We start from the raw sequence: 23108 nt of genomic DNA, 5'->3' as shown, positions 1-23108 counted from the left end.
ATCGCTCCGCACTCATCCGACTTCTGATAACCCCTGGAAGGTAAGAATGTTCACCTCGACCCGCCGTGTCAGATTGCTCGCATCCGCCGTCACCGCTGCCGCAGTGCTGGGCACAGCCGCCTGCAGTTCGGGCCCCGATCGGGCCGATGCCGCGACCGCTGCCGGCTACAACCTCACCGCGGACCAGAACCGCATCACAACCGACAAGGTCGACGAGATCGCCGCGAAGGTTCCGCAGGCGATCCGCGACCGCGGCACCCTCATCGTGACCGGCGCCGCCGGCACCGCTCCACCATTGCGCTTCTATGCCGACGACGACACCACGATCATCGGTTCCGAGACCGACTTCGCCTACCTGATCGGGGACGTCCTCGACCTCGAAATCGAGTTGACCGCCGCCGACTGGGCGCAGAACTTCGTACGCGTCGACTCCGGGGAGGCCGATGTGTTCATCTCCAACGTCACCGTGACGGAGGAACGCAAGGAGAAGTACGACTTCGCGACCTACCGCCTCGACAGCCTCGCTGTCGAGGTGAAGAAGGACAGCGGCATCACCTTCAGCGGCGCGAAGGACATCGCCGGGCTGACGATCGGAGTCGGTTCGGGTACCAACCAGGAAGCGTTGCTCGTCGAGTGGAACGAGCAGAACATCGCGGCAGGTCTCGCACCGGCCGAAATCCTCTACTACCAGAACGCGGTCGACTACTACCTCGCACTCGGCTCCGGTCGCATCGACGCATACGTCGGCCCCAACCCCACCTCCGCTTTTCATGCTCTGCAAACGGGCGAAACCGAAGTGGCAGGGACATTCTCCGGCGCGGGCGCGGACCTGCAGGGCGAGATCGCGGTACTGACGAAGAAGGACAACGGGCTGATCCAGGCGATCAACGAGGCTCTCGACCACATCATCGACAACGGGACGTACACGCGGGTCCTCGAGCGATGGGGTATCACCAGCGAGGCCTTGTCCGACTCACGGATCAACCCTCCGGGGCTGCCCAAGACCGCGTCCTGACTCGGAACCCCAAGGAGAGAACATGAGTCGCGCGAGTTCACGGGTCGACGCAGTGGTGATCGGTGGCGGTGTCATCGGATCGAGTGCCGCGTGGCGTCTCGCTGCCCGAGGCCGCTCGGTCGTCCTGCTCGAGCAGTTCGAGCAGGGCCACCGGCGAGGCGCGTCGCACGGAAGTTCACGCATCTACCGGCAGGCGTACGGCGGGGAGTTCTACACCGCGTTCGCCGCCTCGGCATTGCCCCTGTGGCGGCAACTCGAGGAGGCGACAGGGTACGAGTTGCTCACCCTTACCGGCGCGGTCGACCACGGCTTCCCGGCCACGGTCCTGTCCCGCGCTCGGGTACTGGACGCGCGGGGAATCGATGTCGAAGTCCTCGAGCCCGCCGCAGCCGGGAAACGCTGGCCCGGAATCCGATTCGACAACACGGTGGTGCATCATCCCGCTGCCGGCAGGCTGCACGCGGACCGTTCAGTCATGGCTCTCCATCGGGCGGCCGCGCTCGAGGGCGCCGACGTCCGGTTCGGCACCACGGTGAGGGAACTGCACCGTACTGCCGGCTGCGTCGAAGTGATCACCGACATCGGCGTGGTCCGGACGGGCCACGTCGTGATCGCCGCCGGAGCGTGGTCGTCGCAACTCCTTGCCGAGGGAGGGATCGCACCGATCCCGGATCTTCCCCGATTGCGCACCACCCAGGAACAACCGGCCCATTTTTCTCCTGTTGCTCCCGTTGAATGGCCCAGTTTCGTCCACCATCCGGGTGCGGGCCTCGCGACCGAAGGGATCTACGGCCTCGGGTCGGACGACGGAATAAAGATCGGCGAACACGGTACCGGGCCTGAAGTGGACCCCGAGACCCGTACCTTCGCGGCCGATCCGGACGGAGTCCGGCGACTCGTCGAGTATGCGGTGACCTGGCTCCCAGGAGTCGACCCCGGCACCGTCGTCGCCGACACCTGCCTGTACACCACGACACCCGACAGCAACTTCGTCATCGACCGGTTCGGCGATGTCACCGTCGCCGCAGGGTTTTCCGGACACGGATTCAAGTTCGCACCCGCAGTCGGAGAACTGGTGACCGGACTCGTCGACGGAACCGCCGTCTCACCGGATGTGTTCCGTGTCGGTGCACGCGTGGGTGTGGTGGCCCGATGAGCGATATCCGCTGCCTGCAGATACACGCGGTCGCGCAGGACGACCCTCTCGCCGCCCCGCTGCTGGCCGAACTCGCGGTGGAATACAGCACTCGATACGAACGCCCGCTCGAAGAACAGGTCGAGGCGTTGACTACGCACCCGGCCGAGGAGTTCGCTCCGCCGGACGGGGCATTGCTGGTAGTCGTCGAGGACGGAGAACCGGTCGCGGGGGGAGCATTTCGCAGGTACAACGAGCACACGGCAGAACTCAAACGCATCTGGACCTCCCGGCGGCACCGCCGCCGGGGGCTCGCCCGCATCGTCCTCGCAGAACTGGAAACCGAAGCGCTGCTGCGCGGGTACGCCCGGATCTATCTCACGACGGGGTGGCGCCAACCCGAAGCCGTAGGTCTCTATCTCGCCGCGGGATACACCGCCCTGTACGACGCGGCCCGCCCCGCCGAGGAGATCGGCCCACACCCGTTCGAGAAATTCTTGACCCGAAAGGTGGAGTCCGCGTGAGATTCCTGTTGCTGAGCTTGATCACCCACCAACCCGACCCCGTGACCGGAGACATGCTCGGTCCGGCAGAACGACTTCGCGAGGTGTGGAGACGGCGGTGCTGGACGAACAGCATCAGCGACACCGTCGAGGTGATGCGTTCCGGCGATGTCGTCGAATACGGCACCACCACCGATATTTTCGACAACCCACGGCACGAGTACACCAAGACGTTGCTCGACGCCATCCCAGGGAAGGTTCGTCATGCCCGATAGTTCGGAATTGCTGCTCGCCGTCGAATTCGCGGGCACCGGTCTCCATCCCGCGTCGTGGCGACGCGATGATTCGCGCGCCGAGGATCTGTTCACCTCGCGGTACTGGAGCGACCTCGTCGGGAGTGCCGACAAGGCGGGTGTCGACTTCGCCTTCCTTCCCGACGACTTCGGAGTCACCTCCGCCGAGAACACCGTGCGGGGTCGCCTCGAAGCGGTCGGTGTTGCTGCACGGCTGTCCACCGCTACGTCCCGGATCGGACTGATCCCCACCGCGACCGTGACCCATACCGAACCGTTCCACGTGGCCAAGGCGATCCAGACGATCGACCACACCACACTCGGCCGCGCGGGATGGGAGGTCGCGGTGACCCGGGGTGGCACTCCGGCACGGCTGTTCGGGCGCAAAGAGGCCCAGCACGACGGCTCGCTGTGGGCGGAAGCCCACGAGGCCGCCGAGGTCGCTTCCCGACTGTGGGACAGCTGGGAGGACGACGCCGAGATACGGGATGTGGAGACGGGCCGGTTCATCGACCGCGACAAGCTGCACTACATCGATTTCGAGGGTGAATACTTCTCGGTCAAAGGTCCGTCGATCACGCCGCGGTCCCCCCAGGGCCAGCCGCTCGTCGCGGTCACGATCACCGACGAGCACTCCTTCGACTTCGCCGCTGCGCGAGCCGATCTCGTACGGATTCTCGCGGCGGACCTGCGAGCGGCGGCAGATCTCGCAGACCGCGTGCGCGCCGCCGCGGACGGCCGTCGCGTCCACATCCTTCTCGACGTGGATCTGCTGCTCGCCGCGAGCGAGGACGACGCTGCGGCAGACCTCGCTCAGCTCGAGCGCTGGACCGGTGCGGAATACCGGCCCGGCACCGTGTTCCATCGCGGAACGTCGGCCGGCTTCGTGGACCTGCTCGAGCTGGTGCACGGTGTGGACGGCGTCGTTCTCCGGCCTCTCGCACTGGTGTCCACCGTGCATCACCTCGTCGACGACGTGCTGCCCGTGCTGCGGCCGACCGTCGAACCCGCCGCGGGCACACTGCGCGACCGACTCGGCCTCGTCCGACCCGCCAACCGCTTCGCTCCCACTCACTGAAGGGCTGACACCAGTGTCCCGCAACACGATCCGCAAACAGGTACACCTCGGGGCGCACTTTCCGGGCGTCAACAACACGACCGTCTGGGCCGACCCTGCCTCGAAGAGCCAGATCGACTTCGCGTCGTTCCTGGATCTCGCTCGCACTGCCGAACGCGGAAAGTTCGACTTCTTCTTCCTCGCCGAAGGATTGCGATTGCGGGAACACCGCGGCCGCATCCACGACCTCGACGTCGTGGGCAGACCGGACACGCTCACCGTGCTCGAGGCGCTGGCCGGCGCCACCACCCACCTGGGTCTGGCCGGCACGATCAACACCACGTTCAACGAGCCGTACGAACTGGCCAAGCAGTTCGCCACTCTCGATCACCTCTCCGCCGGTCGGGCCGCGTGGAATCTCGTGACATCCTCCGACGCGTTCACGGGTGAGAACTTCCGGCGGGGCGGATACCTCGATCACTCTCAGCGATACGTCCGGGCGCACGAGGTGGTCGACGCGGTCCGCACACTCTGGGACAGCTGGAGTGACCGGAGCCCGGTGATCGACCGCGCCGGTGGAGTATTCGCATCCGACGAGGCGATCACGCCCGCCGAGATCCATTCCACCCAGTTCGACATCACCGGACGCTTCGAGGTTCCGCGCAGCCCGCAGGGTCATCCCGTACTGCTGCAGGCCGGGGACTCCGACGAGGGCCGCGAATTCGGTGCCGCCCGGGCCGACGCCATCTTCAGCCGACACGGCACCCTCGAGGAAGGGCGCGCGTTCTACACGGACGTCAAGAGCCGGCTCGCCAAGTACGGCAGGACCCACGACGACCTGAAGATTCTCCCCGCCGCGACATTCGTACTCGGAGACTCGCCCGAAGACGCGCAGGAACGCGCCCGGCACATCCGGCTGCAACAGGTCGGTCCGCAGACCGCCCTGGCGTTCCTCGAACAGATCTGGGGCAAGGACCTCTCGTCCTACGACCCCGACGGCCCGCTGCCCGATGTGGACCCGGAAGACAACGTCACCATCACCCGTGGCCGGGTGCGTCACGCCAAGGACCCGCTCGCAGTCGCGCGGGCCTGGAAGGCGAAGGCGGACGCCGAGAACCTGAGCATCCGTGAACTCGTCATCGAGACCACCGCACGCCAGCAGTTCGTCGGGACGCCGCAGCAGGTCGCCGACGAGATCGATCTCTATGTGCAGACCGACGCGAGCGACGGCTTCATCCTCGTCCCGCACCTGACACCCGGAGGACTGGACGACTTCGTCGACCGGGTCGTGCCACTTCTCCAAGAGCGCGGCAGTTTCCGTGCCGACTACGAAACCACCACCTTGCGCGGCCACCTCGGAGTGGCCGACCCGCACACCGTCGCAGAAGGAGTCCGTGCATCGTGACCACGACACTCGACCGGTTCGTCGCCGACTGGCAACAGTGGCACACCGAGCGCAACGAAAGCCTCCGTCGGCCCCTCGGCTGGTTGAGCCTGACCGCCTTGCACTGGCTCGACAGCACCCCCACACGATTCGAGGAGGTGCCGGGACGCTGGCACGTCGCCGGCACGACCGTGGTCCGGGATCTCGACGGGGAGATCACACGGCTCGAACCCGCCGAAGGTGCTCCCGGCGCGGAAGTGGAGTTCGATCGAGGTTTCGTCGAGGTCATCCAGCGCACCGGACGATTCGGTATCCGCATCCACGACCGCGAGGCTCCCGCCCTCTCGTCGTTCACGCACATCCCGGCGTACCACCCGGATCCGGCGTGGCGACTGACAGGACGGTTCACCCCGTTCACCGACGAGCGCGTCGTCACCACCGGCGCGGTCGTCGACGGACTCGAACACCACCACCGTGCGGCCGGCGTCGTCCGTTTCCGCCACGACGGTGCCGAACACGAACTCGTCGCCTTCGGTGACGCCGAAGGGCCGCTGCAGATCCTGTTCACCGACGCCACCAGTGGCGTCACCACCTATCCGGCTGCGAGGACTCTCCGTGCAGAACGAACTGGGAACGGAAGCGTCGTACTGGATTTCACGCGAGCCGCGAACCTACCGTGCGCTTTCACCGACGCGGCCACGTGCCCGATCGCGCCTCCGGAGAACCGTCTGCCGTTCGCAGTCGACGCAGGTGAGCGAAACCCGCGTACCGGCGGGGCACCGGCATGAGCGCGCCGAACCCGGTGCCCCTGTCCATCCTCGACCTCTCTCCGGTCAGTGAAGGGTCGACCGCTGCGCAGGCGCTGCGCAACAGCATCGATCTGGCGCGTCACGCGGAGGCATGGGGCTACCGTCGGTACTGGGTCGCCGAGCATCACTTCGTGGCTGTCGCGTCGTCGTCGCCGGTCGTGCTGATCGGCGCCATAGCTGCTGCGACAGAGACGATCCGGGTCGGGGCTGCCGCCGTGCAACTCGGCCACAACACCGCCGTCGGGATCGTCGAGGCGTTCGGGACGCTCGACGCTCTGTATCCGGGACGGATCGATCTGGGACTGGGCAGGTCGGGACAGCGACGGGCCGAAGCGCTCGCCGCCGCTGCGTCCGCAGCACCCGAACCGGTGTCCCGTCCGGTCGAAGTCCGGGACGGACTCGTCATCCCGCCGCCCTTCTCGCCTGCGGCACTGCTGTCCTCGTCGCGACTGGCCGCGAGCTTCGGGGTACTGCAGCAACCGGGAGCGCAGGCTCCGGAATTCGACAGCCAGGTCGGCGACATCCTCGCGTTCCTCCAGGGCACGTTCACCGCACCGGACGGAACGGACCTGCACGCCACCCCCGGCGAGAACGCCGACCTTCAAGTGTGGCTCTTCGGTTCGAGTGCGGGGCCGTCGGCGGACCTGGCGGGCCGGCTCGGGCTGCCGTTCGGAGCCAACTACCACGTGAGTCCGGGCACCACGGTCGACGCGGTCGACGCATACCGGGCAGCGTTCCAGCCTTCGGCGGTTCTGTCGGAACCGTACGTCGTGGTGTCCGCCGATGCGGTCGTCGCCGAAGACGACGCGACCGCTCGGGAGCTGGCCTCGACCTACGGGCACTGGACCCACAGCATCCGGAGCGGGCACGGCGCCGTGCCGTATCCCGATCCCACCAGTGCGCCGCCCCTGACCGACGACCAACGCGCTGTCGTCGACGATCGGCTGATCACCCAGTTCGTCGGGTCGCCGGATGTGGTCGCCGATCGCCTCGACTCGTTGCGGCGGGTGACCGGCGCCGACGAACTGGTGGTGACGTCGGTGACGCACAAGCACGAGGACCGGTTGCGCTCGTACGAACTGCTGGCGCGCGAATGGGGGTTGCGGAAATTGCGCGCCGCTTGACCGGCATCCGGTTTCCACGGGGGAGTTTCGGGCGCCACACCGGTCTCGACCAGAGGGGCATACTCGGGGGAAGTTGCACTACGACGGTCGGAGGATTTCGGTGGCACAGGAACTGAAGCTGGGATACAAGGCGTCGGCGGAGCAGTTCGGGCCGCGTGAGCTGGTCGAACTCGGGGTGCTCGCCGAGGCGCACGGGATGGATTCGGCGACGGTGTCGGATCATTTCCAGCCGTGGCGGCACAACGGTGGGCATGCCCCGTTCTCGCTGGCGTGGATGACCGCGGTGGGCGAGCGGACCGAGCGGTTGCAGTTGGGGACGTCGGTGCTGACTCCGACGTTCCGGTACAACCCGGCGGTGATCGCGCAGGCGTTCGCGACGATGGGGTGTCTGTATCCGGGGCGGGTGTTTCTGGGTGTGGGGACCGGTGAAGCACTCAACGAGATCGCCACCGGGTATGCCGGGCAGTGGCCGGAGTTCAAGGAGCGGTTCGCGCGTCTTCGTGAGTCGGTGGCGTTGATGCGGCAGTTGTGGCTGGGAGATCGGGTGGATTTCGAGGGGGAGTTCTATTCGACGAAGGGGGCGTCGATCTACGACGTGCCCGAGGGTGGGGTTCCGGTGTATGTCGCGGCGGGTGGTCCGGTGGTCGCGCGGTATGCGGGCCGGGCGGGGGATGGGTTCATCTGTACGTCGGGTAAGGGCATGGAGTTGTATACGGAGAAGTTGTTGCCGGCGGTGGCGGAGGGTGCGGCGAAGGCCGGGCGTGATGTCGCGGGGATCGACAAGATGATCGAGATCAAGATTTCGTACGACACCGATCCGGAGTTGGCGTTGGAGAACACGCGGTTCTGGGCGCCGTTGTCGTTGACGCCGGAGCAGAAGCACAGCATCGATGATCCGATGGAGATGGAGGCGGCGGCGGATGCGTTGCCGATCGAGCAGGTCGCGAAGCGGTGGATTGTGGCGTCGGATCCGGATGAGGCGGTGGAGTTGGTGCGGGCGTATGTGGATGCGGGGTTGAATCATCTGGTGTTTCATGCGCCGGGTCATGATCAGAAGCGGTTTTTGGAGTTGTTCGAGCGGGATTTGGCGCCGCGGTTGCGCGCACTCGCCTGACCGGTTTCCCACGCGAGTAGACGCGGGGTGTCCTCTCTCCGGGGACACCCCGCACTAGGGTGGCAACCATGAGTGCTGCTGAAGATTCCGTATCGAGCATCTACATCGCAGCCCCGGAAGGCGACACCGGGAAGTCGACGGTGGCCCTGGGCTTGCTGCAGACGTTGTGTGCTTCCACCGCCCGTGTCGGCGTCTTCCGGCCCATCGCTCGATCCGACAGCGACACCGACCACATCCTGGAACTGCTGCTCGAGCGCACCACCGCGGATCTCAGCTACGACGACTGCGTCGGCGTGACCTACGACGAAGTGCACGCCGACCCCGAGGCGGCGCTCGGCGACATCGTGACCAAGTACCACGCCGTCGCCGACCGGTGCGACGCCGTGGTGGTTGTCGGCAGCGACTTCACCGAAATCGCCAACCCCAGCGAACTCGCCTACAACGCACGCATCGCCGCCAACCTCGACGCGCCCGTGCTGTTGGTGCTCCGCGGCGCGCGCCGCACCCCCGAGGAGATCGCCCACCTCGCCGACCTGTGCGCGAGCGAACTGGCGTTCCACCACGCGCACCTGAGCGCCATCGTCGTGAACCGGTGTCCACCCGAGGCGCTCGAGGAGGTCGCTGCCGCACTCGGCGGCCGGAAGGAACCGGTATGGACCCTGCCGGAAGTGCCGATTCTCAACGCACCGACCGTCGCCGAACTGCAGACCGCGATCGGCGGCAAGCTCTACAGCGGCGACCCCGACCTGCTGCAGCGGGAAGCACTACGCATCATGGTCGGCGGCATGACCGCCGAACGCATTCTCGAACGCATCACTGAGGGTGTCGTCGTCATCGCACCGGCGGACCGCTCGGACGTCATCCTGACGCTCGTCAACGCCAATGCGGCAGATGGCTTTCCGACGCTGTCGGGCATCATCATGAACGGCGGACTGCTTCCGCACCCCGCCATCGCCCAGCTCCTGTCCGGTCTCGGCTCGAATCTGCCGATCCTCACCACCGACCTCGGAACCTTCGATACCGCTTCGGCAGCGGACCGCACCCGAGGACGCATGGCGCTCGGCGCGCAGCGCAAGATCGACACCGCGCTCGCTCTCGTCGAACAGCACGTCGACACTGCCGCGCTGCTGGAACGGTTGCGGCTGCCCCGGCTGTCGGTCACCACTCCGCAGATGTTCGAGTATCAGCTCATCGACCGTGCCCGCAGTGCACCACGGCACATCGTGCTTCCCGAAGGCGAGGACGACCGCATCCTGCGGGCTGCGGGGCGGGTACTGCAACGGCACATCGCGGATCTCACGATTCTCGGTGACGAGCCCGCGGTCCGGCAGCGCGCTGCCCAGCTCGGAGTGGACATTTCCGGTGCACAGATTATCGATCCGCGCACATCCGAACTCGGCGAACGCTTCGCCGAGGAGTACCACAAGCTTCGTCAGCACAAGGGCATGACTCTCGACCGCGCGACCGAAATCATGCGGGACGTCTCGTATTTCGGAACGATGATGGTGCATTTCGGACTGGCCCACGGAATGGTGTCCGGCGCCGCGCACACCACCGCGCACACCATCCGCCCGTCGTTCGAGATCATCAAGACCGAGCCCGGAGTGTCGACGGTGTCGAGCATCTTCCTGATGTGCCTGTCCGACCGGGTCCTCGCGTACGGCGACTGTGCGGTCGTACCCGCGCCCACCGCCGACCAGCTTGCGGACATCGCCATCTCGTCGTCGGCGACGGCGGCGAAATTCGGAATCGAACCACGTATCGCAATGCTGTCGTATTCGACCGGAGAATCGGGTTCGGGCGCGGATGTCGACAAGGTGCGCACCGCCACGGCCCTCGTCCGGGAGCGCCGCCCGGACCTCGCGGTGGAAGGGCCGATCCAGTACGACGCGGCGATCGAACCGACCGTCGCGAGCGCGAAGCTTCCCGATTCGGAGGTAGCCGGGCGAGCCACGGTGTTCATCTTCCCCGACCTCAATACCGGCAACAACACCTACAAGGCGGTGCAACGCAGTGCCGGAGCCGTCGCGATCGGGCCGGTGCTGCAGGGGCTGAACAAGCCGGTCAACGATCTGTCGCGCGGGGCGTTGGTCCAGGACATCGTCAACACCATCGCGATCACGGCAATTCAGGCGCAGGGAGAAGAATCGTGAGCACATCCACCTCGTTGACCGAGGGGACCGTATTGGTACTCAATTCGGGTTCGTCGTCGATCAAGTTCCAGCTCATTCACCCCGAAAGCGGTGAAGCTGTAGCGCACGGACTCATCGAGCGCATCGGCGAGCCGGAGGGGCGGATCATCTTCCACCACACCACCGGAACCGAGGAGCGGGTGGGCGAGATCCGCGACCATCGGGCCGGCTTACGCACGGTGCTGGACATGCTCGAGACGCTGGGCAGGCCGCTGCAGGAAGCCGGTATCGCAGCCGTCGGGCATCGGGTTGTTCACGGCGGCACAGTGTTCCACGAACCTGCCCTCGTCGACGACGACGTGGTGAAGGCCGTGGCCGAGTTGTCCATCCTCGCGCCCCTGCACAATCCGGCGAACGCCATCGGGATGGAGGTCGCGCGCGAGGAACTGCCCGACATCCCGCACGTCGCGGTCTTCGACACCGCGTTCTTCCACGCGCTGCCCGCGGCAGCCGCAACGTACGCACTCGAGCGAAACATCGCTCGCGAGCACGACATCCGGAGATACGGATTCCACGGGACGTCGCACGAATACGTCTCACAGCGCGCGGCAGCGTTCACCGGTCGCGACCAGGCCGAACTGAACCAGATCGTGCTGCATCTCGGCAACGGCGCATCCGCGTCGGCCATCGAAGGTGGCCGTCCCATCGATACGTCGATGGGGCTGACTCCTCTCGAGGGCCTCGTCATGGGTACGCGAACGGGCGATATCGACGCCGGCGTCGTCATGCACCTCAATCGGGTCGCGGGAATGAAGGTCGACGCGATCGACGACCTGCTCAACCGGCGCTCCGGACTCCGCGGTCTCTCCGGTGTCAACGACTTCCGCGCGCTGTTGAACCTCATCGACGAAGGCGACGAAGACGCGAAGATCGCGTACGACGTCTATGTGCACCGGTTGCGGAAGTACATCGGTGCGTACGTCTTCGAGTTGGGTGGCGCCGATCAGATCATCTTCACCGCCGGCGTAGGCGAGAACAATGTCGATGTCCGGCGTGACGCGCTCGCGGGCCTGGAACGGCTCGGCATCGTCGTCGACCTCGAACGCAACGCAGCCCCCGGTAAGGGGGAGCGGCGGATCTCCGCAGACGAGTCGGAGGTCGAGGTCTTGGTCATCCCCACGAACGAGGAACTCGCGATCGCCCGCGCCGCTGCGGAATTCGCGTAGCGGCCGGTACACCGGCTAGGCGGGGACGGTGGATTGCCGAACGACGAGCCGAGGAGTCAATGCAACCGACGACGCCGGTAATCCGTGGGTGACTGCGAGCAGCATCTCGGCCGCGCGCATGCCGATCTCCCGATGGGGACTGTGCACTGTCGTGAGAGGTACGGTCAGTTCGCTGCAGATGGAGATGTCGTTGTAGCCGACGACTGCGATGTCCTGTCCCGGGTGGAGCGAGCGCTCCCGCAGGACTCCGAGCACGCCGATCGCGCTGAAGTCGTTCGCGGCGAAGATCGCGGTCGGTGGCTCGGGTAACGAGAGCAACGCTTCGGCTCCGCGCCTTCCCGCAGCAGGATCGAATCCCTCTTCGCGCACGTAGGGGGCCGGCACGTCGATTCCGGCATCGTTCAGTGCCGCAATACAACCTTCCAGTCGATCGATGCCTGTGCTGGCCCACCTCGGTCCGGAGATGATCCCTACCCGGGTATGACCGAGGCGGGCGAGGTGCTCCCCGACGAGACGGCCGCCGAGGTGGTCGTCACACGTCGCCGACAGCGCTCCGGGATATCTTCGGCTGACGAGAACGAAAGCCACTCCGCGCCGGGAGAGTTCGTCCAGGTTTGCGCTGTCGAGCCGAGCGTCTCCGAAGATGAGGCCGTCGACGTTGCGTCCGAGGAGCAGATCGATCCGTCGGCGTTGCCGGGCAGCATCGTCATGGGTGTTCGCGACGAAGGTTTCGTACCCTGCCCGGTTGGCGGTGTCTTCGATCGCGTCGTACATGGCGGAGAGGACGATGTCGGTGAGGTGAGGGACGAGGACACCGAACGCCGTCGACTTCTTCGTCGTCAGGCTTGCTGCGTTGGGGTTGGGTACGTACCCCAGCTCCTGAGCGAGACGGGACAATCGGAGGTCGCTTTCGGTCGCGGACCCGGGACCTGCTGCCACGCGCCGCAACGCACGAGAAACCGTCGAAACGTGTACGCCCGCAGCTTCGGCGACCGTTTTCAACGTCACGTTTCCCGACGTCCTTTTCACCACGGTCGTTCCCTCCGCCGATCGCCAGTGCTGCCGTGATCTTGCTCGGCCCCTAAGCTAGCACCGCGTGCAATCGATTGCGCAACACGTTGCGCCGGCAAAGGAGTACACATGACCGGTCTCGGAGGCCTCAATCCGTCCCCATCTTCCCTGACTTTGGGCCTGGTGCAGCAGCAGGTTCCGCTGGTCGAAACAATGGCCGACGTCGACGCAGCCACCGATCGGGTGGTCGCGGCACTGCGCGACGCCAAGGAAGGGTTCTCCGCCCTCGACCTCGTCGTGTTTCCCGAGTACTCGCTGCACGGCCTCCGGAAATCCGGATGGGCCCGGGACGAACTCATGTGCGACCTGGACGGTCCCCAGGTCGAGCGGTTGCGCCTCGCCTGCAAGGAGGCCGCGGTATGGGGATGCTTCAGCGTGATGGAGAGCAATCCGAACGGCGCGCCGTTCAACTCGGGGATCATCGTCGACAGCGACGGTGAAATCGCGCTTTACGTGCGAAAACTGCATCCGTGGACCCCGAAGGAGCCGTGGGAGCCCGGCGACATCGGTGTGCCGGTGTGCCGGGGACCGAAGGGTTCGGTGCTGTCGCTGCTGATCTGTCACGACGGTATGTTTCCCGAGGTTGCGCGCGAGGCGAGTTACCGAGGAGCCAACGTCTTGCTGCGGACCGCGGGGTACAAGTTCCCTCTGAAGCAGTCCTGGCGGATCACCAACGAAGCCAATGCCTTCCAGAACCTTGCGTACACCGCGTCGGTGTGTCTCGCGGGACACGACGGTAACGGCATCCCCTCGATGGGTGAGGCGATGGTCTGCGACTTCGAGGGAACGATCGTCGAGCGCGGTGACTCCACTCCCGACCGTGTCGTCACCGCGACCATCGAGCCTGCGCGGGCGGATGCTGCACGACGGGAGTGGGGCGTGGAGAACAACATCTACCAGCTGGGCCACCGTGGATACACCGCTCTCGCAGGCGGGGCGACGGATTGCCCTTACACCTACATGAGTGACCTCGTGGCCGGCCGCTATCGGGTCCCGTGGGAAGACGCCGTGCAGATCGTCGACGGAACGAGCGAAGGTTACGGGCCGCCCCGCCCGGCGGGATCCGGCGTGGACACCGCCCGGATCGGATTCGGCATTCGGTGAAGGGCCGGGCGTCCGGGCGCGGAATGTGACGCGCACGTAACGGCAATGTGAAAGCTTCCGGATTCTGGGATGAAGCCTCGACAATTAGTCCGGGCTGCATCTATCTTTCGACTGACGCAATCGGTTGCACAACCAATTGCGCATCTCGACGGAGAGGCTTCACGTATGACATCCCAGAGCGGTGACCGCGCATCGGTCGCGGATCGGGCCCGCTACGACATCGGTGCCATGACCGAAGGCGACGTGTACAAGTTGCTGTCGTGCGCGGTGCAACCCCGGCCGATCGCGTGGGTCTCTACCGTCTCCGCCGACGGGACTCGGAATCTCGCACCGTTCAGCTTCTTCACCGTCGCCTCACGAAACCCCGCGACCCTGGTGATCTCCATCGGCGAACGCATCGGGTCACCGGGCGAGCCGAAGGACACCCTGGTCAACGTCCGCGAGACCGGCAATTTCGTCGTCAACATCCCCGCCGCCGACACAGTGGAAGCCGTCACCGCATCGTTCGCCACCGTCGAACCGGACGTCGACGAGTTCACCCTCTCGGGCGCGACACCGATCCCGTCACACTCCGTTTCGGCACCATCGGTACTCGAATCGCTCATCTCGCTGGAGTGCGAACTGCTCCGCGAAATAGACCTCGGCACCGACACCCTCGTACTCGGGACCGTCACGACCGTCACGTCCCGGCCGGGTCTACTGTCGGAGAGCCTGCACGTGGATACCCTGGAACACCCCTTTCTCGGCCGTCTCGCCGGGCCGTTCTACACAACGAGCATGAACAGGGTCGCGCAGTGACCGCGGCGGGCAAGCTGGACGCACCCGAAGCGCCCTCCGACGTGGATACCATCAATATCGCAGTGGTGCAGACGGAATCGCGCTCCGGTCAGTGGCAACGCAACATCGACATGGTGGCCGAAACCGTTCGCCGCCTCGCCGCCGAGGGCTCGGACATCATCGTTCTCCCGGAGTTCTTCGCCACCGGGTACGACCTCGAGGGCGACATCCGGTCCATCGCCGAAGAGGTGCCCGGCAGGACGTCCGACGCACTGGCCGACCTCGCCGCTCAAACAGGCACCGTCCTCGTTACCGCGCTCCCGCACCGCACCCCGGAAGGAACCGTCACGGACAGTTCCCTCGTGGTCGGTCCGGACGGACTGCTCGCCCTCGGGCACAAGCGATTCCTCTGGGGGCAGGAAAATTCGGTGTTCACCCCGGGTGCGCAGAGCGGACTCCTCGTGCCCACACCGTTCGGAACAATCGGCGTGGTCATCTGCTACGAAGCAGGATTTCCCGAAACGGTGCGGGATCTGGCGCGCCGCGGAGCCGACATCATCGCAGTCCCCTCGGCGTTCGGTCATCCCCGCCTGCACGTGTGGAAGCTGCTGACGCGATCGCGGGCGCTGGAGAACGGTGTCGTCGTCGCCGCGGCCGGTCTCACCGGCCGCACGGGCGGTGGCCCCCGGTTCGCGGGGCACAGCGTCATCGTCGGCCCGCGCGGCCGCACCATCGCCGAGTTGGACGAGAGCGTCGGTGCCGTCGCGGCAGTCGTCGCCCGCAATTCGCTTTCCGAAGCCCGCCGGGAAGTCCCGTACCTGCAGGACCTGCTACGTCTCGGCGGAATAACCGAGCACACGAGCACCACCGAGAAGACACTGGAGAGGAACTGAGATGTTCGATCTGAGATCAGCCGATCTGCTGCGCGCGTTCACGCGCCAGCTCGAACTGTGCAAGGTCCGGCCCGGGGAACAAGTGGTGATCCTGGCGGAACCGGCCAGTCGCGGCGACTATGTTGCCGCCGCATTCGGTGCCGCCCAGAGTCTCGGCGCTCAGGTGCTGTCGGCGACCGTTCCGGGTGGTAGCGCCGCGCCGATGCCCAGCACCCACACCGGTGCCGGCCCCGGCCTGGTCTCCGTGATGAACAGCGTGGCGACGCAGAACCTGCTCAAGGCAGCCGATCTCGTCGTCGACCTCACGAGCGAGGGGTTCATCCACGCACCCATCCAGCAGGAGATCCTTGCGTCGGGCACCCGCATCATCTTCGTCTGCGACGCACCGGACGTGCTGATCCGCAATATGCCCCAGGAAGGCGACAAGGAGCGCGTACAAGCGGGCGTCGATCTGGTCCGGCAGGGATCGATCATGCGCATCACCAACGAGGCCGGCACCGATCTCACAGTGGAACTGCGCAATTCGCAGCCCGAGTTCCAGGTCGGCTTCGCGGACGACAAGGGACGATGGGATCACTGGCCCAGCACCATGGTGCTGTGCTGGCCCGAGATCTCCAACGGCCGGATCGTCCTGTCCGAAGGCGACATTCTGTTGCCCTTCAAGGAATACGTTCGCGAGCCCACGACTCTGACCGTGACGAACGGCCACATCGACGAGGTGACCGGCGGAGCGGAAGCAACATTGCTGAACATGTTCTTCGCCGACTCCAACGACAAATGGGCCCGGTACCTCTCGCACATGGGCTGGGGACTGATGAAGTCGGGCGACTGGTTCGCCGCAGCGATGTACGGCAAGGACGACATCATGGGCATGGATGCCCGGGCGTTCGCCGGGAGCTTCCTCTGGTCGACCGGACCTCACCCAGTTCTCGGGCGTGACTCCTACGCGCATCTCGACATCGGAATGCGCTCGTGCACCGTGTCCATCGACGGCATCGATGTCGTCACCGAAGGCCGATTGGTGGAGAACTGACATGGCACCCATCCAAGTAGTGATCGCAGGCGGAGGGCTCGGCGGACTCACGGCGGCACTCGCGCTGCGTCATCGGGGCCTGCAGGTCACCGTCCTGGAAGCGGCGGCCGAACTGGGCGAAGTCGGCGCGGGAATCCAGACCGCCCCGAACGCGAGCCGGATTCTCATCGGCCTCGGAATGCGACGCCAACTCGAGGCCATCAAGACCGAGCCCATGGATCAGGTGCGACGCCGATGGGAGAACGGCAAAGTTGTCGCGCTCACCTCGCTCGGTGAGTACTGCAAGGAGAAGTTCAACGCGCCGTACTGGCACTACCATCGAGCGGATTTGCATTCGGCGATCCATGTCAAGTGCCTCGATCCCGAGGGCCCCGGTCCCATCGTGGAGTTCGTGACCGACGCACAGGTGGTCGACGTCGACCGCACGAATCCCTCGCGCCCGGTGGCAGTCACGTCGAACGGCGGACGATACGAGGCCGATGTGGTCATCGGCGCGGACGGCATCCGCTCGACCGTGCGCGATGTCATCGGCCTACCGGACACGCTGGTCTTCTCGGGCGAAATGGCCTTCCGTGCACTGGTTCCCGGAGACCGCATCGTCAAAGATCCCGCAACCCGCTGGCTCGTGGACCGTTACCAGAGCACGATCTGGTACGGCCCCGACCGTCACCTCGTCCACTACATGATCAGGGACGGGGAGTACCTCAACATCGTCGCTCTCGTCCCGTGCACCGACGAGGTGCGCGACGGAGGACCCAGGCTGGTGGGGCCCGAAGAGCTGATGGCGGCCTTCCCCGGCTGGGACGACCGCGCGCTCGCGATGATGGCCAAGGCCGACGAGAACGTGCTGTGCCAGGCCCTGTACTACCGCAGGCCCGATCCGAGATGGGTCGAAGGCCGGGTCGCCCTCCTGGGCGACGCGTGCCATGCCATGCTGCCCTACCAGGCCCAGGGCGCCTCGCAAGCCATGGAGGACGCCGCAGTCCTCGCGGAAGAACTCGGCAGGGTAACCGTCGCCGGAATCGATGAAGCGTTGGCGCGCTACGTATCTCGTCGCGCGCGGCACGCTCGCATGGTGCAGGATGCAAGCCTGCAGAACAAGACCTTCTATCACCTACCCGACGGACCCGAGCAACAGCTGCGGGACGCGACACTGGCGTCGTTCTCTGGGGAATCCGATATCTCGTACGACTGGCTCTGGAGCGGCACACCGCTCGACGACAGCGACGACGAGAAATTCCACTACGCGTTCGTCCGATAGCGAAATCGGATGCAGCGCACTCATATCCGCGCCGGAGGGTTGCGATGAAAACTGGTGACCAAGTAGTACAGGAACTCCCCTGGAAGTGGGGAGTGCAAGGGAAAATCTTCATCATCGGCGGTCTCGGGTACATGTTCGATGCCTGGGATGTCGCACTGAACGGGTTCTTGACGCCGCTGCTCGGCACCTACTGGGATCTGACCACCGCCGAGCGGGGCCTGGTCGCCACCGGAAACCTGGTGGGCATGGCGGTCGGTGCCGTGGTGTGGGGCACTCTCGCCGACCGGATGGGCCGCAAGCGTGCCTTCTCCCTGACGCTGCTGATCTTCGCGCTGTTCTCGGTGCTCGGCGCTTTCTCGCCGAACTTCGAAGTCTTCATTCTGCTCCGCTTCCTCGCCGGCTTCGGCCTCGGTGGTTGTATCCCCGTCGACTACGCACTGGTCAGCGAGTTCTCGCCCCGAAAGATTCGCGGCAAGGTCCTCTCGGCTATGGACGTGTGGTGGCCCATCGGCGCCACCGTGTGCGGCGTGGTCGCTACGCTCCTCGTGCCGATCGACGGCGACGTGCGCTGGCGATACATGTTGCTGTTCATGGTTCTGCCCGCACTGCTGCTCTTCTGGGTACGACGCGGCATTCCGGAGTCACCGATCTATCTCGCCAAGGTCGGCCGCGAGGCCGAGGCTCGTGCAGTCATCGACGACATGGTCGAGCGAACCGGTGCGCCGGTGGTCGAGTACGTCATCGTTCCGGAAACCGAATCGCGCGGTCCCGGCGGCCTGAGGGCCGGCTGGACGCAGCTCAAGTCCGTGTGGACCTACAGCCCCGGCATCACGGCCACCGCATGGATGTTGTTCGTCTCGATCATGCTGCTCTACTATGCCGCGCTCAGTTGGATGCCCTCGATCCTGCGGGCCGAAGGCTACGGGGAGTTTGCGGCCTTCGCCGGCACGACACTGATGACCGGCGTCGGAATCGTCGGCGTGCTCACCTCCGCGCTTTTGGTCGAGGTGTTCGGACGTAAATGGGTCATCGGGTTGTCCGGACCTGTCGCCGGTGCCGCGCTGGTGCTGTTCGCGATGATGCTGGACGTGCAGTCCGTCGCCCTGATCTGGCTCGGCATCTTCGGATTCGTCATCCAGCTCACGATTCCCGTGCTGTACTGCTACGTCTCCGAGCTGTATCCGACGACGATCCGCGCATCCGGCTTCGGCTACGCCTCGTCCGTCAGCCGTGTCGCTACCGGTTTCGCACCGTTGCTGTTCGGATCGGTGATGTGGCCGATCCTCGGCCTGCCGCTGACCTTCGGCATCGTCACCGCATTCGTCGTGTTCGCCGTGCTCTGGATGTCGTACTTCGCACCCGAGACAAAGAACCGCGAACTCGACACGCTCGTAGACGATTCCACGATCGACGGCGGAACCCCCGACGCTGTCGGGGGAGAGGTCCGGGTCTGATGAAGCCCGCACGATTCGACTATCACCGCGCACGCGACGTACAGGGCGCACTCCGGTTGCTTTCCGATCTGGGTGAGGACGCGAAGATCATCGCGGGCGGTCAGTCACTGGTCGCCATGATGAACTTCCGTCTCGCCCGCCCGGCTCACCTCGTCGACGTCGGTGCACTTCACGCGCTGCGTTACGTTCGCAGGGAAGACGACGGGCTCCACATCGGAGCGCTCACCACCCATCTCGAAGTGGAGTCGGGCGGCCTCGATGCGGACTTCGCTGTGCTCGGCGAAGCGATGCGATGGGTCGGCCACTACCCGATCCGGACGCGGGGCACGGTGGGCGGGAGTATCGCGCACGCCGACGCGACGGCGGAATGGTGCCTTCTCGCAGTGCTTCTCGACGCCGTGATCGTCGTCGAAAGCGTGCGCGGACGGAGGTCGATCGATGCGGGCTCGTTCTTCTTCGGTTTCTATTCCACCGAATTGGCATTCGACGAGATGATCGTCGAGATCGTCTTCCCGCACGCGGCTCCCCACGCCGCGGTAACGGAGTTCGCGGAACGGCAGGGCGACTTCGCGATCGTCGCAGCCGCCGTTTCGCTGGATCTCCGCGGGGTCGAGGTCGTGGGCGGGAGGGTCGCACTGGGTGGTGTCGGGGCCACGCCGGTGCGATCACCCGAGGCCGAACGGGTACTGGCCGCCGGCGGCACGTTCGACGACTGCGCCGAGGCCGCCGCCGACGCGCTCGAACTCGAGGACGACGGCGCGTACACCGCCGATTATCGCCGCACCCTCGTCCGCACGCTGGTGGCCCGAGCGTGCGGAGACGCACGGGTCTCCCAAGGAGTTTCGTCATGACGACTGTTGCACCCAGCCATGGGGAGGGCACCCCGGGGAAGTTCGTAGGAAGATCCGTGGCACGTCGAGAAGACCCGCGGTTGCTCACCGGCCGCGGCCGGTTCGTGGACGACATCTCCATGCCCGGCCTGCTGCACGCCCAGTTCGTCCGCAGCACGGTGGCTGCGGGTTCGGTGACCGCGCTCGACGTGTCGGATGTCCTCGACGTCGACGGTGTGCGTGCAGTGTTCACCGCGTCCGATCTCGCATTGAAACCGATCCGGGCCGAGCTGAGTCGGCCGCTCGAGGAGTTCGTTCCCACCGACATGCCGATTCTGAGCAGCGACCGGGTGCGGTACGTCGGTGAACCTCTGGCTCTGGTCGTCGCCGACGACGCCTATACGGTCGAGGACGGACTCGAAGCAGCCCGCGTGGCATACGAGACCGTCACCGCGATCACGTCCGCGGACCAAGCCCTCTCGGCCGGCGTTCCGTTGGTCCACGACGAAGCAGTGAACAACACGGTCGTCGACGTGCAGATGTTCGCCACCGAGGGCATCGACGAGATCTTCGATGCCGCGCACACGGTCGTATCGGTGCAGTCACGTACCGGTAGGCAGAACGCCCTTCCCCTCGAAACCAGGGGATGCATCGCCCATTGGGATGATCGCGACGAACAGTTGATCATCTACATCTGCACCCAGATACCTCACCAGGTACGCACCGTCACAGCTCACTGTCTCGGCCTCCAGGAGCAGCAGGTCCGCGTGATCGTTCCGGACATGGGAGGGGGCTTCGGACAGAAATGTGTGGTGGGGCGCGAGGAAATCGCTGTGGCAGCAGCGGCATTGAAACTTCGGCGCCCTGTGAAGTGGATCGAGGACCGCAAGGACGCCCTGACCGCGTCGTTCCTGGCGCGTGAACAGCAGTACGACGTGCGGGCGGCGTTCGATGCGGAGGGGCACATTCTCGGGCTCGACGCCGACGTCATCTGTGACATGGGTGCGTACTCCTGCTACCCGTTCACCGCCGGCATCGAACCGCTGATGGCCGCAGCCGAAATGCCCGGTGTGTACCAGGTGCCTGCCTACCGCGTCCGGGGACGGTCGATCTTCAGCAACAAGACCCCCACTGCGCCGTACCGCGGAGTGAGCCGGCCCCAGTATGTGATGGTCATGGAGCGGCTGTTCGAGAGAGCTGCCCGGGAGTTGGGTCTCGACGCGGTGGAGATCAGGCGTCGCAACGTGATCACGGCGTTCCCGTACACGGGGATCAACAACGTGACCTACGACCCCGGCTCCTACCTGGAGGCGCTCGACGAGTGTGAGAAAGTCCTTCGCGACGAAGGCTGGTACGAGTTCAGGGAACGCGCGGAAGCGGAAGGCCGGCACGTCGGGATCGGCTACTCGTGTTTCAGTGAACGTACTGGTTATGGAAGCACGGCATTCGCAGCACGGAAGATGAAAGTCGTGCCCGGATTCGACATCTCGGAGGTCCGCATGGATGTCTCCGGGACAGTGTCAGCCACCACGGGCACGATGAACCATGGCCAGAGTCACGAGACCACGATGGCGCAGATCGTCGCAGATCGTCTCCGTGTCCAGGTAGAGCAGGTCAAGATCGTGCAAGGCGATACCGACCGGATCACCTACGGGTTCGGCTCGTTCGCTTCGCGCTCGATCACGATCGGCGGGAGCGCCGTGTCCGTCGCGGCAGATAAACTCGGCCGGAAACTGTGCGACATCGCGGCGCACCTGCTGGAGACCCGCAGCGATAATGTGGAACTCGCCCCCGGTCGCGTCCGGCAGATCGACGACCACTCGAAGTTCGTCAGTTATCGGGAGATCGCGGACGTGGCCTATCTCCGCGCGCAGTTGCTGCCCAAAGGCGTCGATCCCGGATTGTCCGCAACTGCAAGTTTCGACGTGTTCAACGACGGAACGTTCTCCAACGCGACGCACGGTGTCGTGGTGGAACTGCACGAGGGCACCGGAAAAGTGGAGATTCTCAGGTACTTCTGCGTGGAGGACTGCGGGGTCGCCATCAACCCGAAAGTCGTCGAAGGACAGTGCCGTGGCGGGATCGCCCAGGGCATAGCGGGTGCGTTGTTCGAGCAGGTCTCGTACGACGACAACGGGAACCCGTTGTGCGCGAGCTTTATCGACTACAAGGTACCGACAGCCTGTGAGATACCGGAGGTCGGGATCCACCATCTCGAAACCCCCTGTCTGTTCACCGAATCCGGTGCCAAGGGTGCCGGTGAGGGAGGGACGATCGGTGCACCTGCCGCAGTCCTCAATGCCGTCAATGACGGCTTGCGGAGCACGGGTGTGGAACTGAACAACACGCCCATCACACCTGTAGCCGTTCAGCACGCTTTGGCGAAGGGAATCGCATGACCAGCAAGCAACTGCTCGAATTGACCGTCAACGGTGTGCATCACGAGGTGATCACTGAACCGCGCCGCACGCTGGTGGACGTGCTGAGACACGATCTGCGGCTGACCGGTACGCACGTGGGATGTGAGCACGGTGTATGCGGCGCGTGCACAGTCCTGATCGACGGCAAGCCCGCCCGCGCGTGCCTCACCTTCGCTGCGCAGGTAGAGAATTCCGAGGTCCGCACAGTGGAGTCGCTGGGCAGCGACGGGATACTGACCGACCTGCAACAGGCGTTCGCCGACCACCACGGTTTGCAGTGCGGGTTCTGTACACCGGGCTTTCTGATGCTCGCCGAGGGCTATCTCGCCGAGAATCCGGACGCCACCAAGGACGAAATCCGCGAGGTGGTCGCGTCGAACTACTGCCGTTGCACCGGATATCAAACCATCGTCGAGGCGATCGATGCCTGTGCCGAGCAGCGTCGCTGCGCCGGTTGCCTGAAGCCCTGACGT

General features: G+C 65.4%; 20 protein-coding genes and 1 pseudogene. 20 read left to right on the top strand and 1 reads right to left on the bottom strand.

Annotation, left to right across the window (positions count from 1 at the left end):
- Nucleotides 1–46 precede the first annotated feature (46 nt).
- The 11 genes and pseudogenes from HF886_RS01565 (at nucleotide 47) to HF886_RS01515 (ending at nucleotide 11792) form a co-directional block, all read left to right on the top strand.
- Nucleotides 47–1015: an ABC transporter substrate-binding protein gene (locus HF886_RS01565; RefSeq protein ID WP_169651350.1), complete on the top strand. Its 969-nt coding sequence runs from the start codon at nucleotides 47–49 to the stop codon at nucleotides 1013–1015.
- A gap of 22 nt (nucleotides 1016–1037) precedes the next feature.
- Nucleotides 1038–2171, top strand: a complete 1134-nt coding sequence (locus tag HF886_RS01560; RefSeq protein ID WP_169651349.1) for an FAD-dependent oxidoreductase — start codon at nucleotides 1038–1040, stop codon at nucleotides 2169–2171.
- Nucleotides 2168–2674, top strand: a complete 507-nt coding sequence (locus HF886_RS01555; protein ID WP_169651348.1) for a GNAT family N-acetyltransferase — start codon at nucleotides 2168–2170, stop codon at nucleotides 2672–2674. The genes HF886_RS01560 and HF886_RS01555 overlap by 4 nt, the downstream gene beginning before the upstream one ends.
- Nucleotides 2675–2787: 113 nt before the next feature.
- Nucleotides 2788–2928 (top strand): annotated as a pseudogene (locus HF886_RS21320) (hypothetical protein); the annotation flags it as partial.
- Nucleotides 2918–4024 carry an LLM class flavin-dependent oxidoreductase gene (locus HF886_RS01545; RefSeq protein ID WP_169651347.1) on the top strand — a complete coding sequence of 369 codons (1107 nt, stop codon included), beginning with the start codon at nucleotides 2918–2920 and terminating at the stop codon, nucleotides 4022–4024. The pseudogene HF886_RS21320 and the gene HF886_RS01545, both read left to right, overlap by 11 nt.
- Before the next feature lie 13 nt (nucleotides 4025–4037).
- Nucleotides 4038–5408, top strand: coding sequence for an NtaA/DmoA family FMN-dependent monooxygenase (locus HF886_RS01540; RefSeq protein ID WP_169651346.1), 1371 nt, complete (start codon nucleotides 4038–4040; stop codon nucleotides 5406–5408).
- Complete coding sequence (locus HF886_RS01535) at nucleotides 5405–6175, top strand: DUF1684 domain-containing protein (protein WP_169651345.1); 771 nt, start codon at nucleotides 5405–5407, stop codon at nucleotides 6173–6175. Before HF886_RS01540 ends, HF886_RS01535 begins: the two co-directional genes overlap by 4 nt.
- Entirely contained in the window at nucleotides 6172–7320 is a 1149-nt protein-coding gene (locus HF886_RS01530; RefSeq protein ID WP_169651344.1) for an LLM class flavin-dependent oxidoreductase, read from the top strand. Before HF886_RS01535 ends, HF886_RS01530 begins: the two co-directional genes overlap by 4 nt.
- Before the next feature lie 100 nt (nucleotides 7321–7420).
- On the top strand, nucleotides 7421–8434 hold the full coding sequence (gene fgd, locus HF886_RS01525) for a glucose-6-phosphate dehydrogenase (coenzyme-F420) (protein WP_169651343.1): 1014 nt from the start codon (nucleotides 7421–7423) through the stop codon (nucleotides 8432–8434).
- A gap of 68 nt (nucleotides 8435–8502) precedes the next feature.
- A complete protein-coding gene (pta, locus tag HF886_RS01520) occupies nucleotides 8503–10587 on the top strand; it encodes a phosphate acetyltransferase (protein WP_169651342.1) in 2085 nt (694 codons plus the stop codon).
- 14 nt (nucleotides 10588–10601) lie between these two features.
- On the top strand, nucleotides 10602–11792 hold the full coding sequence (locus tag HF886_RS01515) for an acetate kinase (RefSeq protein WP_169651578.1): 1191 nt from the start codon (nucleotides 10602–10604) through the stop codon (nucleotides 11790–11792).
- Nucleotides 11793–11807: 15 nt separating this feature from the next.
- Here HF886_RS01515 and HF886_RS01510 read toward each other — a convergent pair whose 3' ends face one another.
- Entirely contained in the window at nucleotides 11808–12800 is a 993-nt protein-coding gene (locus HF886_RS01510; protein WP_169651341.1) for a substrate-binding domain-containing protein, read from the bottom strand.
- 132 nt (nucleotides 12801–12932) lie between these two features.
- Between HF886_RS01510 and HF886_RS01505 the strand changes: the two genes are divergently transcribed.
- The 9 genes from HF886_RS01505 (at nucleotide 12933) to HF886_RS01465 (ending at nucleotide 23105) form a co-directional block, all read left to right on the top strand.
- Nucleotides 12933–13967 (top strand): formamidase, encoded by a 1035-nt coding sequence (locus HF886_RS01505; RefSeq protein ID WP_169651340.1) that lies wholly within the window; start codon nucleotides 12933–12935, stop codon nucleotides 13965–13967.
- A 165-nt stretch (nucleotides 13968–14132) separates the two neighbouring features.
- Nucleotides 14133–14765 (top strand): flavin reductase family protein, encoded by a 633-nt coding sequence (locus HF886_RS01500; RefSeq protein WP_169651339.1) that lies wholly within the window; start codon nucleotides 14133–14135, stop codon nucleotides 14763–14765.
- The gene (locus tag HF886_RS01495; protein ID WP_169651338.1) at nucleotides 14762–15637 is read left to right on the top strand and encodes a carbon-nitrogen hydrolase family protein; all 876 of its coding nucleotides are present in this window, start codon (nucleotides 14762–14764) and stop codon (nucleotides 15635–15637) included. The genes HF886_RS01500 and HF886_RS01495 overlap by 4 nt, the downstream gene beginning before the upstream one ends.
- Nucleotide 15638: 1 nt before the next feature.
- A complete protein-coding gene (locus tag HF886_RS01490; RefSeq protein WP_169651337.1) occupies nucleotides 15639–16670 on the top strand; it encodes a hypothetical protein in 1032 nt (343 codons plus the stop codon).
- Nucleotide 16671: 1 nt separating this feature from the next.
- Nucleotides 16672–17931 carry an FAD-dependent monooxygenase gene (locus HF886_RS01485; protein ID WP_169651336.1) on the top strand — a complete coding sequence of 420 codons (1260 nt, stop codon included), beginning with the start codon at nucleotides 16672–16674 and terminating at the stop codon, nucleotides 17929–17931.
- Nucleotides 17932–18023: 92 nt separating this feature from the next.
- Nucleotides 18024–19385 carry an MFS transporter gene (locus HF886_RS01480; RefSeq protein ID WP_346765271.1) on the top strand — a complete coding sequence of 454 codons (1362 nt, stop codon included), beginning with the start codon at nucleotides 18024–18026 and terminating at the stop codon, nucleotides 19383–19385.
- Nucleotides 19385–20236, top strand: coding sequence for an FAD binding domain-containing protein (locus tag HF886_RS01475; RefSeq protein ID WP_169651334.1), 852 nt, complete (start codon nucleotides 19385–19387; stop codon nucleotides 20234–20236). The genes HF886_RS01480 and HF886_RS01475 overlap by 1 nt, the downstream gene beginning before the upstream one ends.
- 56 nt (nucleotides 20237–20292) lie before the next feature.
- Nucleotides 20293–22614, top strand: coding sequence for a xanthine dehydrogenase family protein molybdopterin-binding subunit (locus HF886_RS01470; RefSeq protein WP_346765270.1), 2322 nt, complete (start codon nucleotides 20293–20295; stop codon nucleotides 22612–22614).
- Nucleotides 22611–23105 carry a (2Fe-2S)-binding protein gene (locus HF886_RS01465; protein WP_169651332.1) on the top strand — a complete coding sequence of 165 codons (495 nt, stop codon included), beginning with the start codon at nucleotides 22611–22613 and terminating at the stop codon, nucleotides 23103–23105. The genes HF886_RS01470 and HF886_RS01465 overlap by 4 nt, the downstream gene beginning before the upstream one ends.
- Nucleotides 23106–23108 lie beyond the last annotated feature (3 nt).

The organism is Rhodococcus sp. 105337 (genome assembly GCF_012844225.1).
In the GTDB taxonomy this organism is placed as follows: domain Bacteria; phylum Actinomycetota; class Actinomycetes; order Mycobacteriales; family Mycobacteriaceae; genus Rhodococcus.
The sequence above is the reverse complement of the archived record's forward strand: the minus strand, read 5'-3'. Positions and strand labels throughout refer to the sequence as shown.

What these genes read in the sequence shown, in the direction of transcription:
- HF886_RS01560 (WP_169651349.1), top strand. Translation starts at nt 1,038, where the DNA reads ATGAGTCGCGCGAGTTCACGGGTCGACGCAGTGGTGATCGGTGGCGGT.
- pta (WP_169651342.1), top strand. Translation starts at nt 8,503, where the DNA reads ATGAGTGCTGCTGAAGATTCCGTATCGAGCATCTACATCGCAGCCCCG.
- HF886_RS01475 (WP_169651334.1), top strand. Translation starts at nt 19,385, where the DNA reads ATGAAGCCCGCACGATTCGACTATCACCGCGCACGCGACGTACAGGGC.
- HF886_RS01490 (WP_169651337.1), top strand. Translation starts at nt 15,639, where the DNA reads ATGTTCGATCTGAGATCAGCCGATCTGCTGCGCGCGTTCACGCGCCAG.
- HF886_RS01555 (WP_169651348.1), top strand. Translation starts at nt 2,168, where the DNA reads ATGAGCGATATCCGCTGCCTGCAGATACACGCGGTCGCGCAGGACGAC.
- HF886_RS01565 (WP_169651350.1), top strand. Translation starts at nt 47, where the DNA reads ATGTTCACCTCGACCCGCCGTGTCAGATTGCTCGCATCCGCCGTCACC.
- HF886_RS01505 (WP_169651340.1), top strand. Translation starts at nt 12,933, where the DNA reads ATGACCGGTCTCGGAGGCCTCAATCCGTCCCCATCTTCCCTGACTTTG.
- HF886_RS01485 (WP_169651336.1), top strand. Translation starts at nt 16,672, where the DNA reads ATGGCACCCATCCAAGTAGTGATCGCAGGCGGAGGGCTCGGCGGACTC.
- HF886_RS01530 (WP_169651344.1), top strand. Translation starts at nt 6,172, where the DNA reads ATGAGCGCGCCGAACCCGGTGCCCCTGTCCATCCTCGACCTCTCTCCG.
- HF886_RS01500 (WP_169651339.1), top strand. Translation starts at nt 14,133, where the DNA reads ATGACATCCCAGAGCGGTGACCGCGCATCGGTCGCGGATCGGGCCCGC.
- HF886_RS01545 (WP_169651347.1), top strand. Translation starts at nt 2,918, where the DNA reads ATGCCCGATAGTTCGGAATTGCTGCTCGCCGTCGAATTCGCGGGCACC.
- HF886_RS01465 (WP_169651332.1), top strand. Translation starts at nt 22,611, where the DNA reads ATGACCAGCAAGCAACTGCTCGAATTGACCGTCAACGGTGTGCATCAC.